The 15,189-nt window shown below is 36.7% G+C and carries 12 protein-coding genes; 5 read left to right on the forward strand and 7 right to left on the reverse strand.

Annotation, left to right across the window (positions count from 1 at the left end):
• The 3 genes from NZ579_03490 to NZ579_03500 all read right to left on the reverse strand — a co-directional run.
• Positions 1-669: hypothetical protein (locus NZ579_03490; protein MCS7299013.1), on the reverse strand; the 669-nt coding region annotated here is incomplete at its 3' end.
• 27 nt (positions 670-696) lie between these two features.
• Entirely contained in the window at positions 697-1,404 is a 708-nt protein-coding gene (locus NZ579_03495) for a hypothetical protein (protein MCS7299014.1), read from the reverse strand.
• A gap of 124 nt (positions 1,405-1,528) precedes the next feature.
• The gene (locus NZ579_03500) at positions 1,529-1,939 is read right to left on the reverse strand and encodes a hypothetical protein (GenBank protein MCS7299015.1); all 411 of its coding nucleotides are present in this window, start codon (positions 1,937-1,939) and stop codon (positions 1,529-1,531) included.
• Between the two features lie 76 nt (positions 1,940-2,015).
• On the opposite strand from NZ579_03500, the gene NZ579_03505 reads away from it, so the two are divergent.
• Both NZ579_03505 and NZ579_03510 read left to right on the forward strand, forming a co-directional pair.
• Positions 2,016-3,764 carry an AMP-binding protein gene (locus NZ579_03505; GenBank protein MCS7299016.1) on the forward strand — a complete coding sequence of 583 codons (1,749 nt, stop codon included), beginning with the start codon at positions 2,016-2,018 and terminating at the stop codon, positions 3,762-3,764.
• 11 nt (positions 3,765-3,775) lie between these two features.
• The gene (locus NZ579_03510; GenBank protein MCS7299017.1) at positions 3,776-5,059 is read left to right on the forward strand and encodes an alpha/beta hydrolase-fold protein; all 1,284 of its coding nucleotides are present in this window, start codon (positions 3,776-3,778) and stop codon (positions 5,057-5,059) included.
• Positions 5,060-5,113: 54 nt separating this feature from the next.
• Here the strand turns inward: NZ579_03510 and NZ579_03515 are convergent, their stop codons facing one another.
• Both NZ579_03515 and NZ579_03520 read right to left on the reverse strand, forming a co-directional pair.
• The gene (locus NZ579_03515; protein ID MCS7299018.1) at positions 5,114-6,037 is read right to left on the reverse strand and encodes an AEC family transporter; all 924 of its coding nucleotides are present in this window, start codon (positions 6,035-6,037) and stop codon (positions 5,114-5,116) included.
• 12 nt (positions 6,038-6,049) lie between these two features.
• Positions 6,050-6,940 (reverse strand): ABC transporter ATP-binding protein, encoded by an 891-nt coding sequence (locus NZ579_03520; GenBank protein ID MCS7299019.1) that lies wholly within the window; start codon positions 6,938-6,940, stop codon positions 6,050-6,052.
• A 117-nt stretch (positions 6,941-7,057) separates the two neighbouring features.
• On the opposite strand from NZ579_03520, the gene glyS reads away from it, so the two are divergent.
• Both glyS and NZ579_03530 read left to right on the forward strand, forming a co-directional pair.
• Positions 7,058-9,124 (forward strand): glycine--tRNA ligase subunit beta, encoded by a 2,067-nt coding sequence (gene glyS, locus NZ579_03525; protein MCS7299020.1) that lies wholly within the window; start codon positions 7,058-7,060, stop codon positions 9,122-9,124.
• A gap of 225 nt (positions 9,125-9,349) precedes the next feature.
• Positions 9,350-10,543 (forward strand): acetate kinase, encoded by a 1,194-nt coding sequence (locus tag NZ579_03530; protein MCS7299021.1) that lies wholly within the window; start codon positions 9,350-9,352, stop codon positions 10,541-10,543.
• A gap of 7 nt (positions 10,544-10,550) precedes the next feature.
• Here the strand turns inward: NZ579_03530 and ilvC are convergent, their stop codons facing one another.
• Positions 10,551-11,558 carry a ketol-acid reductoisomerase gene (ilvC, locus tag NZ579_03535; protein MCS7299022.1) on the reverse strand — a complete coding sequence of 336 codons (1,008 nt, stop codon included), beginning with the start codon at positions 11,556-11,558 and terminating at the stop codon, positions 10,551-10,553.
• A 286-nt stretch (positions 11,559-11,844) separates the two neighbouring features.
• On the opposite strand from ilvC, the gene leuC reads away from it, so the two are divergent.
• On the forward strand, positions 11,845-13,155 hold the full coding sequence (gene leuC / locus NZ579_03540) for a 3-isopropylmalate dehydratase large subunit (GenBank protein ID MCS7299023.1): 1,311 nt from the start codon (positions 11,845-11,847) through the stop codon (positions 13,153-13,155).
• 441 nt (positions 13,156-13,596) lie between these two features.
• On the opposite strand, the gene NZ579_03545 is transcribed toward leuC, so the two are convergent.
• Entirely contained in the window at positions 13,597-15,045 is a 1,449-nt protein-coding gene (locus tag NZ579_03545) for an HD domain-containing protein (GenBank protein MCS7299024.1), read from the reverse strand.
• Between the last annotated feature and the right edge of the window lie 144 nt (positions 15,046-15,189).

Genomic DNA, 15,189 nt, shown 5'->3' on the forward strand with positions numbered 1-15,189 from the left:
TAACTCACTATACCCTATCATACTATTAAATCCACTATCCCATCCTCCTATCAACCTTATGTTATTATTCGTTATCACCACCCCACTATCACTACCACTAGAATTCAATCCACTACCCGGTGTGTATAAACCCGTTGTTATATATATCTCATTAACATTATAACCCCTAGCCTTGCTCAAACCTACCTGAATGCTCCTTACAGGTATAGTCTTTAATATACCATCATTAGCATCATTACCACCAGTTGATACATATACTCTAAGCACAACTATGAAACTCACAGATTGTGTTGAACTCGTATTACCAGCATTATCCACTGCATACACATACACTGTGTTAGTCCCTTCACTCAACCCACTCAAATTACTACTCCAACTACTAGTCCCACTAGCCTTTCCAAATACTCCACTATTACCCAGCCTCATCCACACTTCCTTAATACTCCTCACACTACTAACCCTACCCCTAACCTCTATATCATTACTATTGTAAAACTTCCCCTCCTCCGGATGTTCTATCAAAACCCTAAAATCCTTTAACTCATCATCCCTCATCATCTTCATCATGTCATCATACTCCCCAGGTAAAAAAAACAAATAACATCCCCCAACCATCAAAACAATAACTACTACCACCAAAACCACTAAAAACAATACTAACAACCTCATACTAAACCTCCTCCAAAATAACACTCATCAAAACTTCACACCAACCCCCCAATACATACCATAAGAAAAATTACTAAAACCAATCATCCCAACACCCATCCCTATATCCAAACTAACCATCCAAACACTATAATTCAAACCCAATCCCAAACCAACATTCCTAATACCACCACCATAATAACTACCATACAACTTGTTAAACAAGCCTAACTCACCCCAATCACCATCCAAAAAAACATATCTCCCACCAAAACCTACCGAAACCTTGTTGTAAATCTTACCCGTAGCATCATTCACTAAAAAACTATCCCCCACCCCAAAATCTACACTCAACTCCCTACTCAACATATACCTAACACCAACTGCCAATAACCCCAAACTACCACCCCACACCTCAAACCTTAACCTCCTATCACCAAACTCAGCACCTACTATCCTTACCTCATACTTATCCCCCACCAACTTGCCCTCTATCACCAAATCCTTCCTCTTACCCTTATCAACTAAAATGTTACCACTCGCCAGCAATCTCCTATCAGCACTATCTACCACCTCCACCGTATACTGAATACCACTTATCACATTCAATGTAGACTTAAATCCCTCCTTCACCTTACTATATACCACTTGCTTGTTCGCAACTATATCCACCTCCTTACTTATACCACCTACCACCTCAAAACTCAAACTCCCTATCCCAGATGCCTTATCATTCAATACAAAAATACTATCCAAAAAACCTATCTACTACCAAACTATACTTTGCCACTTTAATAGTAGTTCTATATAGATGTAGTATAATTATTCCTCATTAAACTTTCAAGATCTAAAAGAGGGTGTTTGACGGGGGCGGCATACTCTAATGAGAGGAGGATGGTTCTGGACAGTAGGGATTTTGTTGAGAAGGTGTTGAAGGGGAGTGGGTGTAGGTGTATGAGGATAGTCTGTATGGTAGGAGTGTTGAGTTTTTAGAGTTTGTGAGAAGGTTTGGAAGGTGAAGCATCCTTTGAGGAAGGGGTGTGAGAGGGATTGTAGAGATTACAGGTATCAATACGATAGGAATAGATACAAGGTTTAGGAGGTGACAGGTCATTTCAAGATGAGTTAGGTGGTTGGAAGTGAAGGATATGAAGATGGGTAGGAGTTTGGTAGCGATAGGTGTATAATGTTTGATGGGGTAGGGGTAAAAATTTTTTGTTTTTGGTGTTTTTACAACACTTGCAAAGAGATATCCTTCAGAATCACAAGTATTCACAAGCATTACATACATTTTTTGAACACACTCTTCGCCTCTTGATAGTTGAAATGAAAATTTTTAGAATATCCTCCGAATAAGGAGGTAAGTTATGAGCATAGCAAGTGTTGAACCCGATATAAAATTCCTTAACGCCAGAGAATTCGTTGATTACATAGCAGAAAAATACCAAGACAAAAGAGCCCTTGGTATGCCTGTTTCGGAAGACAACCTTGAAGAATACATCTGGTATACTTACTCGGATATAAAGAAATACGCTCAGTGCATATCGTATTATCTTTCAAATGTTCTCAAACTCAAGAAAGGTGATAAAGTCGCTTTAATCTCTGAAAACAGAGCGGAGTGGGGATTATGTGCGTTAGGAACCGTCTATAATGGTTTTGTTTTAGTTCCTATGGACGTCAGAATGTCGCCGAATGAGATAAAGATGATACTTGAACATTCAGAAAGTAAGGTAGTATTCGTGTCTCAAAAGATGTATTCAACCCTAGAGGACGAGATAAACTTTGATAACTACTATGTTATAATGATTGATGAGAAACCAAAGAAAAAGAATCAAACATCTCTTAGGAAGATAATTGAAGAGTATTCTGACAAGGTAATAAAAAAATACAACGAAGTATCCCCGGATGACCTTTTTGAGATTGTATATACCTCTGGAACTACTGGTTTGTCAAAGGGTGTAATGTTAACTCATAGGAATATAATGTTTGAACTAACAGTATTACCACCTCTCGCTAGAATAAAGCCTACTGACAGATTGCTTTCAATACTTCCTCTTAACCATACTTATGAATCAACAGCAGGACTTTACACAGCACTACATGGAGGTACTTCAATACTATACTCACCTGCCCTCAACCCAAAGGTTGTTCTGGAATTGATCTCAAGAAACAAGATAAATAAGATGCTAGTCGTTCCACTCTTCCTAGAGAAGATAGCTGATGGTATAATAAGGAAGATAGAACGATCCGGAGTATTTTTAAAAGCTTTTGTCAAAACACTATTTGCTCTAGCCACAATATCACGAAGTATAACAAAGAACAACAAACTCAGTGGGAGATTTTTATCTCTGGTAAGGAAGAAAGCAGGTCTCTCAACTATAGAACTATTCATATCTGGTGCAGCACCACTGCCCGAAAGAGTTGCAAATCTTATGGAACTAATGGGTTTCACTATACTTCAAGGTTATGGACTTACAGAGTGTGCTCCAGTTGCTACACTCAATCCTTATGATAAACCGAAGAACAAGTCCGTAGGAAAGCCAATCCCGGGTGTTGAAATTACCATAGACGCTCCTAACAAAGATGGTATAGGTGAAATCCTAATAAAAGGACCCAATGTTATGGTAGGATATTATAAGAACCCAACAGCTACACAAGAAACACTTGTTAATGGATACCTCAAAACAGGAGACCTAGGATACATTGACGAAGAAGGATATGTTTATATAACTGGTAGGATAAAGAATGTTATAGTGACTCACGGCGGGAAAAATGTTTATCCTGAAGAGATAGAAGAAAAACTTAACGAATCTCCATATATCCTTGAGAGTCTAGTAATAGGTAAAAAGATAAGCAAGGACGAAGCAATAGGTGAAGAAGTATTCGCATATATAGTTCCTGACTTCAATTACATAGAGTTTGAGAAGGAAACTCCTGCTCACAAGATTTCTTACGAAGACATAGAAAAGATAATAGATGGCGTTGTGAAAGAACTCAATACGAAATTGCCAGATTACAAAAAGATAAAATCCTATAAGATACTAACAGAAGAACTTCCGAAAACCTCAACCAGAAAAATAAAGAGATATTTATTCCAACAGCAAGATAGTTTATAAGTGGTTGTACTATGAAAACAAAACTAACAATACTATTTCTTGTAGTCTGGATGAACCATATCTTTGCTAATGTGGATGAGTTTATAAGGAATTTAAGCAATATCCAAGATAGGATAGGTGCCAACACTCTTGTGAGTAATTTTCTATCAAACATTAGCCTACCAATTGTGAAAGGTGATGATATAACATTCCTTTACTTTCAATCAAGAGGTAAATCACCAGAAGGAGTTGAGATAATACTGTTTTTGGATGGGAAGTTTTCAACTAATACTATGAGCAGAGTCGGTGCAAGTGATTTATTCATGTTTAAGACTAACTTTGGTAGCATCAAGTCCTTTGAATATGTGTTTAGAGTAATATTTTCAGAGACTTCAAGAAGGATTTTTAACGATCCTTACAATAGAGTTATATCATTCAGAAGGGATCTTGTTATGAATAAGGTAAGTAAAGACACCAATGACAGTATGATAATAACTTACGACATAGAACCTAAAACACAGATATCTAAACTTGAAAAGAGGAAGTTATGGATATATCTACCACCTAACTATCACTCTTCAAAGCAGTCCTATCCAGTTTTGTATATGCAGGATGGTCAGAATGTATGGGATGGTAATTCACTACCGTTTGGGGGATGGAAGGTTAATACAATCATTGAAAAACTGGTAAATGAAGGTAAGATTGAACCAGTGATAGTGGTAGGAATAGCCAACTCTGGTGAAAGACCAAAAGAGTATGTAGGGTTCTCAACCTTGTATGGTATGCAAGTTAGTGAAACACAAAAACAACTTGTCATTGAAAATCAGAACAAATCACTTGCTTATATGGATTTCGTTGTGAATGAGGTCATGCCTTTCGTTGAGACAAACTTTAGAGTGAAGAAAGGAAGAGATAATACTGCAGTTGCAGGTTCAAGTTTTGGTGCTGGTGTCTCTCTTTACATTGCGTTCAACCATCCCGACAAATTCGGTCTTGTAGGTTCTCTATCTGGAGGACACTATCCAACAAACTCACCACAGTTCCAGCAAAAGCCATACAAGGTTTTTGACTACCTCATAGAACAAAAACTACCACAGAAACCTAACCTTAAGATATTCCTATCCTGTGGGACAACGGACATAGACGCTATGTTTGTAAAAGAAACAGAGAAGATGCATAACGCTTTAGTAAGTAGAGGTTGGAAGGAGAAGGAAAATCTTTACTATCTAATATCAACCAACAAGGGACATAACGAGGCAACCTGGGCTGAACAACTACCTGAAATGCTTACCTTCTTCTTCGGAAAGAAGAGATAAGGACTATCAGAAGACTTGACATAAATTATTCTATACGACGGGAATCTCTAATTTTTAGAATAGAGATAGTATTTCAATCAAAGCATATAGAGTAAGGAAGCCAGCTACTGTTGAAAAGAACACAGACACACCTACTGTTCTAGGTATTAGTTTGAAAAACGATGCTATTATACTAGAGTATAGTGCAGAAGGCATAGCGTACTGAAGTATAATTACTTTCAATTCCGTTCCACTTACCCCTAGTATGTATGCGATACCGAAAGCAACTATAGGAGAAACTATCAGTTTCATTAAACCCGTAATAATAACAAAATTAATAGGGATAAGTCTTATCCTAACTCTACCCAAAACAACACCTAACTGTATAAGACCTAGTATCAAAGCAGAAAAACCAACACCATAGATAGGGTCTTTCAGAAAAAAAGGTAGTTTGATATTAGCAACGGATAGTGCAATACCAACTAGGAAAACATAGATAAGCGGCAGTGAAAGAATGTTTTTTACGGATGTAAGAACATCCTTAAGGGAATTACCCCTACTATGAACACCTCTTGAAGCAAGATAAACACAGTAGGTCTGTGTCATTATTGAAGTTATCACAAGTATGAGAGTAGCATAACTACTCGCTTTAGTGCCAAGGTAGAGTTCAATAACAGGTATTCCTATATTACCCGTGTTAGGCAAGAATGACATGATTATAAACGCATACTTTGACCTTCTAGATAGTCTCATCATTCTAGAAACCAAAGAAGACAAAAGATACATAACAATTGCTTGAATAACTAGATGAATAGTTGTTATAGCAATATTACCTAGAAGCAAATCTCCATACATATCAAAAGATCTCAATATTAGGGCGGGTGTGAGTATGTATATCGCAAGCACACTCAATTCATAAGCACCTATCTTCTTGTACCTGGATACTATGTAGGATATAACTATAACTGCAAGGACTGGGAATAGAACCTTTAGAAACATCTACGACAAAGATTAAGAATACACTGACTCAACGAATATCTTCTCTATCTCTGTAGTCAGTGGTGTTATCTCAATAGGTATCATATTTTGAGATACTAGTTGTCTAACGATAGTTTCTAACTCATCCTCATTACTTACACAAACTCTTATCCCATTCGGCAGAATAGAGATGTCTTGAAAGTCTATTTCAACTCTCTCAATCGGAGACTTTAGTTTTATAATATAATATCTTTTATCTGATGGTCTTATAGGAATATCATTAACTATCCTACCACGATTTATTATTATTGCTCTCTGACATACATAATTAACTTCCTGTAAGATGTGTGTTGAGAGTATTATCGTTCTCTTTTCCAACTGTGATAACGACTTTATGAGTTCTCTCACTTCAATAATCTGTATAGGGTCAAGACCGATGGTTGGTTCGTCAAGTATGAGTAGTTTAGGATTATGTATTATTGCTTGTGCTATCCCTACTCTTTGTCTATACCCCTTTGATAGATGTGATATGAGAAAATTTCTCTTCTCTTTAAGTCCAACAAGTTCTACAACCTCATCTACTCGCTTTTTTATCCTATCTTTTGGCACGTCTTTTATCTCCGCTACAAAGTAAAGGTATTCTTCAACTGAAAGTTCTGGATACAACGGTGGTTGCTCAGGAAGGTAGCCGATTATTTTCTTTATCTCATCTTTTTGTGCGATGTTGTCAAGTCCATAAACACTCACCTTTCCAGAAGTTTGCTCCATAAAGCAGGTTATGATCCTCATAGTAGTTGTTTTACCCGCACCATTCGGCCCAAGAAATCCTATTATTTCACCTTCCTCTATCTCAAACGAAACCCCATCAAGCGCTTTAAAATCACCAAAATATTTATCAACTCCCTCAAGTTTTACCGCTACCATCTTGTCCTCTACACCGTAAGGATTATAAATAAGTTAAACTATGTTTCTAAACTTATCAAACACTTTGAAAGGATGTAAAAGAGACTTTGATAATTAAGGTCTAGTTTGGAGTTTGAGATGGCAAGAGATTTTTTACTTGAAGTAGGCGTTGAAGAAATACCCCATACTTACCTAGCATCAACCCACAAGCAATTTGAAGCATTTTTCAAGCAAATGCTATCCAATTACAACCTAAACTATTCAAGTTTAAAAACATTCTCAACACCAAGAAGGCTTGGAGTTCTGATAGAAGAACTTGATGAAAAGCAGAGTGATAGGAAGGTTATCAAAAAGGGTCCTTCAAAAAATCTGGCATACACTAATGACGGACAGCCGACTCAAGCACTCAAAGGCTTCTTATCTTCTGTCTCGTCAATGGAAGGTGAATTGAAAGTTTTGAAGGAAGGAGATAAGGAGTTTATATTCTTTGAAGGAATACAGAAAGGTATTGATACAAAGGAAATCCTGAAAAACGAGATACCGAAAGCACTGAAAACTCTTGAATTCCCAAAAACTATGCGTTGGTCAGATATAGATTATCAATTCGTAAGACCGATAAGATGGATCGTTTGTGTTTTCGGAAGTGAGGTCATTGATATTGAGATAGCGAGAGTGAAATCTTCCAATCTATCCTATGGACACAGGTTTATAGGAGAGAATGTTGCAATCAATGATCCAAAAGACTATGAAAAACTCCTAGAAACGAAGGGTAAAGTTATACCATCACCAGAGAAGAGGAAAAGAATAATACTTGAGAAAGTTGAAGAATTCAAGTCAAGACTAAAACTTGATGCCGTTTTATCTAAAGAACTACTTGAGGAGATTACAAACCTCGTTGAGTATCCTGAATGTGCAGTTGGTTCGTTCAGTGAGGATTTTTTGAGCGTTCCTAGCGAGATACTCATATCCGAGATGGTAGAAAAACAAAAGTTTATACCACTTCTCAAAGAAGGTAAACTAACAAACAAGTTTCTAATAATTACAAATACAATTCCGAATGATAACATCATAAAAGGTAATGAAAAGGTAATATCTGCAAGGCTCAACGACGGAAAGTTTCTATATGAAGAGGATACAAAGAAGTCAATTGACTTTTTCGTTAACAAGACTAAAGAACTCATTTTCTTTGAAGGACTTGGGACAGTATATGATAAACTTGGTAGAATGAGAAAATTATCAGAGATAGTCTTGGACAAACTTGGTGTAAGTGATGTTAGGGATGAGATAGTGAGAGCATCAAGTATATGTAAGTTTGATTTGACAACTGGTGTCGTCTATGAATTTCCAGAACTTCAAGGTATCATAGGCTATCATTACTCGCTTATCTTCAAAGAAAGCGATAATGTCGCAAACTACATAAAGGAACATTATAAGCCAGTCTCTGCAGATGACGAACTTCCATCAACATTTGGAGGAACGGTTGTTTCAATTGTTGATAAGCTTGATAATCTGTTTTCTCTCTACTCTGCTGGCAAGAAGGTAACAGGTTCAAGCGATCCTTACGGATTAAGAAGACAAGTGTTAGGCATTTCAAGAATGCTTATAAATAAATCACTAGACTTTGATATAGTAGAGGTGTTTGAGAGTGCAAAGAGTATCTACCAAGAGTTCTTCAATAGAGAGTATGAGATAATAGAAGATGACATAAGAACATTTGTGAGCACGAGGCTAAAGAGTTTTCTCAAGGAGATGGGCTTTAAGACTGATGAAGTTGAAGCAACCATTAAAACTACAACTAACCCTTACGATGCGTATTTAAGAGTAAAAACGGTTAGCCTGTTTAGAGATAGGGGCGAGTTCGTAAATGTAGCAGTACTGTTCAAGCGTATAAGGAACATTCTATCCGAGGCAAAATTCACATCACCTCAACCTGTGGATACATCTATACTCACAGACGAAGAGAAATTGCTTTACTCTCTTATTACTTCAAAGGAAACCATAGTAACTGGGATGATGAGAGAAAAGAACTATGAGGATGTTCTAAACACTCTTCTTGAGTTTAGAGAACCAGTCCACAGGTTTTTTGAAAAGGTTTTTGTGATGGATGAGAATACAAAGATTAGGGATAACAGGCTATCAATACTACATAGGCTATACACGATGTTTGAGCAGTTTATTGACTTCAATGCTGTTGAGTTTGCATAAAACAATCTCTTCAATCTTGTTTCAATGCCATCTGGAATAGAATTTTGATCAAATGATTTGGTGTTTTTGTTTCTGCTTTAAATCTCACACTCGTACTTAATCTAACAGGAATAACCACCTTCATTAAACCCAACAAATCGCTGACAAAAATACTAAACTCTTAACCAAACTTTAATCAAATCGTTTTGAAAGAGTTATTATAAATTTTTTAGAATTAGTATCAGTATGAAAATACTTGTTATAAACTCGGGTAGTTCTTCACTGAAGTATCAACTTATTGACACTAATAGTCAAGATGTTCTTTTGAAAGGACTCGTTGATAGGGTTGGCAACATAGGGGCTACCAATACCTATACTCTTGGCGGAGAGAAGTTTAAGGAGGATGTCCTTGCAAGAGATCATAAGGAAGCAATAGGTATTGTTGTTAAAATAATAACAACTAATAACCTATTAGTTGAAGCAATTGGACACAGAGTTGTTCACGGAGGACACAAGTTCTTTGAAAGTGTTTTGATAGACGAAGAAGTTATTGAATATATCAGGGAGTTTGGAAAACTCGCTCCTTTACATAATCCTCCAAATCTAATAGGTATTCTAGCATGTCAGGAGATACTTAAGGACATACCACAGGTAGCAGTTTTTGATACTGCATTCCATCAGACTATACCACCAGATAATTACTTCTACGCTATACCATACAAATACTATGAGAACTACAGAATAAGAAAATACGGTTTTCACGGAACATCTCATAGATATGTAACACAAAAAACTGCAGAACTTTTAGGAATAAACATTGATAATATCAACCTCATAACTTGTCATCTTGGTAATGGTGCTAGTATAACTGCTGTAAGGAATGGTAAATCTTACGACACATCAATGGGTTTTACTCCTCTAGAAGGTCTTATAATGGGAACTAGAAGTGGTGATATTGATCCTAGTATTCCACTGTTCATAATGGATAAAGAAAACATCTCAACATCTGAGATGGATAGAATCCTGAATAAAGAAAGCGGGATCTTGGGTATAACTGGTCTATCAAACGATATGCGGATTATAGAAGAGGAGTATGAGAAAGGCAACGAAAGAGCAGTTCTAGCGTTTAATATGTATTGTAATAGGATAAGGAAATACATAGGAGCTTATTTCTTCATGCTTGGCAGAGTAGATGGAATAGTATTTACTGCTGGTGTTGGTGAGAACTCTCCTCTTACTAGAAAAAAGGTTTTGAGTGGTCTTGAAAACATTGGGATAGAGATAGACGATGAAGCGAACAATAGAACCATCAGGGGTCAAAGTGGTATAATATCTACCTCTAGTTCAAAAATCAAGGTCGTAGTTATGCCAACAAACGAGGAACTTGCTATAGCTTTGGATACAGAGAGAGTAGTATTAAACACAAAATCAATAGCTTAAGTTAATGCTATGCTTTTCTTTTGGTAGGTGGAACAATCCAAGGCATCATTGCTCTTAACTTCTTACCTACTTCCTCAACAGGATGATTTGCCCATTTTTCCCTCATCTTGCTAAAGTGAGGTCTTCCTGCCTTGTTCTCTAGTATCCAGTCTTTTGCAAACCTACCTGTCTGTATATCTTCTAGAATTTTCTTCATGTTCTTCTTACTCTCCTCGGTTATAACCTTAGGTCCTGATACATATTCACCGTATTCTGCTGTGTTGCTGATAAAACTATTCATCGTTGATATTCCCCCTTGATATATCAGATCAACAATCAGTTTCATTTCATGGATACACTCAAAATAGGCCATCTCCGGCGGATATCCTGCTTCAACGAGTGTTTCAAAGCCTGCAGCCATAAGATGGACGACACCACCACACAGAACAGCCTGTTCTCCAAAGAGGTCTGTTTCAGTTTCATCTTTGAATGTTGTTTCAATTACTCCTGCTCTGGAACCACCGATTGCTTTTGCATAAGAAAGAGCAATCTCCTTTGCTTTACCTGTATAGTTTTGATGAACTGCTACCAAAGATGGAACACCTTTTCCTTCAACATACTGTTGTCTCACTAGTATTCCTGGTCCTTTCGGAGCAACCATCGCAACATCAATATTAGAAGGCGGAACAATCTGATTATAGTGTATATTGAACCCGTGAGCAAACATTAACATCTTACCTTCAGAGAGGTTATCTTTTATATACTTCTCATATATCTCTGGCTGAGTCTCATCAGGTGTAAGTATCATGATAACATCAGCCCATTTTGAAGCGCTCTCAATATCCATCGTCTTAAGACCTGCTTTCTTGACCTCCTCCTCGGTTTTAGAACCACTCCTCAATCCAACAACAACATCTACTCCACTATCTCTAAGGTTTTGTGAATGTGCAGAACCTTGACTACCATAACCTATCACTGCAACCTTTTTCTTCTTGATTATCTCTAGATCAATATCATTGTCATAATAAACTTTCATAATCACCTCCAATTGACATCAATTTTACTTAACCTCACCTTTACCTTTCTACTTACGCAACTACAAAAGCAGAACCTCTGATCTGTTCATTATTTTGACATCTTTTGTTGATATAGTCATAAATTTGGTATTGAAGTAAGTGTAGTGTTTTTCTCTACGTTGCTTAAGGGAAAGAAGAAACTTCAACCTAGTTGTAAATCTCAGATTTTATTTTAGTTGTGTTCTTGAAATTTCTAAATTACTTGCATATCTTTTATCATATACAAGTATATTTTGGAGGTAAGGTATGGGAATGACAATAGCCCAGAAAATATTAGCAGATCATGCTATAAACAAAGATGGAAGCGTTGGAAGAGAGTATGTTGAACCTGGTGAGATAATAACAGCGAAAGTTGACTTTTGTTTCAGCAATGACATTACAGGACCTCTATCAATAGAGGAGTTTGAAAAATCTGGTGCTGAAGATGTGTTTGACAAAGAAAGAGTAGCTTTAATACCAGACCACTTCTCACCTGCTAAGGACATAAAAAGTGCAGATCAGATAAACATATTAAGACAATTTGCTAGAAGGCTCAAACTACCCTACTTCTACGAGATTGGTAAGGTAGGCATAGAACACACACTACTTGTTGAAGAAGGACTAGTCTTACCAGGTGACGTTATAGTTGGAGCAGACTCTCATACCTGCACGCTAGGCGCATTAGGTGCATTCGCAACAGGCATGGGTTCAACTGATATTGCATACGCTATGATAACGGGTGAAACATGGTTTAGAGTTCCAGGAAGCATGAAGTTTATATACTATGGTAAAATGGGAAGATGGACATCATCAAAAGACCTAATTCTCTACACCATAGCAGACATAGGAGTAGATGGAGCACTGTATATGGCTATGGAATTTACGGGCGAAACAGTAAAAGAGATGTCATTTGAATCTCGTATGACAATGACGAACATGGCAATAGAAGCAGGTGCTACTACCGGAATAATAGAACCTGATGACAAGACAATAGACTATATAAAGAATCAGGCTAAGAGAGAATATAAGATCTACAAATCAGACCCTGACGCTGATTACGCAGATATAAGAGAATACGATGTTTCAAAGATAGAACCACAGGTTGCTTTTCCTCACCTACCCTCAAATTGTAGGAATGTTTCTGATGCTACTCATGTCAAGATAGATCAGGTATTCATTGGGTCCTGCACAAACGCAAAGATAGAGGATTTAAGAATAGTAGCAGAGATACTGAAGGGACGAAAGGTTCACCCTGAGATAAGGTGTATAATCACTCCTGCTACACAAGTAGTCTATTACAAGGCTTTGAAAGAAGGTTTGATTGACATATTTATGGAAGCGGGTGCTGTTGTAACAATGGCTACTTGTGGTCCTTGTCTTGGCGGACACATGGGAATACTTGGAAAAGGTGAAAAAGCAGTCTCAACAACAAATAGAAACTTCGTAGGTAGAATGGGAGATCCAACTAGTGAAGTGTATCTTGCAAGCCCCGCAGTAGCAGCAGCCTCAGCAATAATGGGTAGAATAGCACATCCTGACGAAGTTTTAGGAACACAGAAAACAGTCGTAAAAGTTTAAAGTTAAATAACTTATTAACACTCTCATAACAACATAAAGACTTTAGTATCAAAAAAACAAAACAGTCAAGGAATCTATTTGATAAATTCTAACTTCTGTTAGATAAACAGTAAGCATTCTTACTCTAACTACTCACTAACTTTGAATCCATATATCATTTCTTTGCCTCCAAATTTAACCTTATACTTATCTCAAGTGCCTTTTAAGAATTTGCCTATTCCTGAACGGAACTATAAACAAAAGACAAACTACGACTAAATTATGAACTTTAGACCTTGCTGATAACCGACGAACTTACATAACCGCATCGTATCTATATTTTATTGTAGATTATATAACACACATAGCTAGTAAAACAGAAACCCTTCTAGGACCTTCTCTATAAAAATCACATTCACAAAGATTAAAACGTAGTTAAGGAGATAACAAACCTAACAGACTTTAACTATTCGATTGGTATATTTCTTTCGCTATTTCTAGGAGTATTTCTTTTTTGTTTTTAGATGGGTCCTCAATAACAACTTGTAGAAGAGCATTTAGTATCTTACCTACAAGTGGTCCCTGGGGTATGTTCAATGTTCTCATTATGTCATATCCATCTACCTCTAAATCCTTGAGACTCAATGCATTGTCTTCTTCTATTATCTTGAGTATTCTATCTTTAAGTTTCTGTATAGACGCACTACCTGGTTTTCGCTTACCGCTCGCAATCCTATCTGCTTCCCTAAGTATGAAAAGGTCTTCCATTATATCAAATCCAACATTCCTTATGAACCTTCTAACTGCACTGTCTGTCCATTCATCTGTATAGTAGAACATGTGATTCCTTATAAGACGAGTTATATAGTCAATGTCATCATTGCTAAACCTTAACCTTCTAAGTATCCTTTTAGCGATACCTGAACCTACAACCTCGTGATTGTAGAATGTTGAGACTTCAATACCATTTTCAAAAACTTCTTGCTTTGTAACAGGTTTAGCAATGTCGTGAAGAAGACCTGCCAACTTGAGACGATATATTCTTTTCTCATCTTTCACATCCTTAAGAAAACTTGATAATGTATCGCAAGTGATAAGAGAGTGATAGTATACATCATACTTATGGTAAATATTCTGACTAACACCATAACATTCTTGAAGTTCGGGGAGCACATACTTAAGCAGTCCTGTCTCTCTCATGTATTCAATACCTATTGAAGGTTTATCAGATATCATCATCTTCACAATCTCATCTTTGATCCTTTCTGGAGAGATTTTTGTTATATTCTCTGCTTTTCTCCGTATGGAAGAAAGCGTGTTTTCTTCTATCCTAAACTCAAGTTTTGAAGCAAATCTACAAGCTCTGAGCATTCTTAATGCATCTTCTTCAAACCTCTGGTCAGGATCTCCAACAGTCCTTATAACTCTGTTCTTAATATCTTCAACTCCACCAAACAAGTCAATAAATTCTCCAGTTATGAGATTAAGAGCCATTGCGTTTATTGTGAAGTCTCTTCTGGATAAATCTTCCTTTATATCCCTCGTAAATTCAACTTCCGAAGGATGCCTAAAGTCAGTATATTCCTTATCCAACCTGTATGTTGTTATCTGATAATTTTTGCCTTCATTAATTACAGTAACAGTTCCATACTTAATACCTGTTGGAATAACCTTAAACCTCTTACTATGTAATATTTTCATAACTTCTTCAGGTGTAGCAGAAGTAGCAAGATCCCAGTCAGCATTTTCTGATATAGTTCCTTTTATTACCAGATCCCTGACTACACCACCAACCACATAGCACTCGTATCCTCTCTCCGAAAGTATCCTTGATATAGTATTAGGTGTGTCAAGTATAGATCCCTTTATTCTGTCTAGTTTAACATCAACTTTCATATCGGATACCATCATAAACCTAATTATAAATGTAAAAACAAGTTCTTATCAAAAGAATAGAAGATATTAGGTAAGGCATAAAATTCACAACTTGGTTTAGATCATTATTTCTATCATGGTCTATTTTGGAATTATGAAAACAATGCTAATCTTAATAGT

The sequence above is a fragment of the Spirochaetota bacterium genome, assembly GCA_025061835.1.
Lineage (GTDB): Bacteria > Spirochaetota > Brevinematia > DTOW01 > DTOW01 > SKYB106.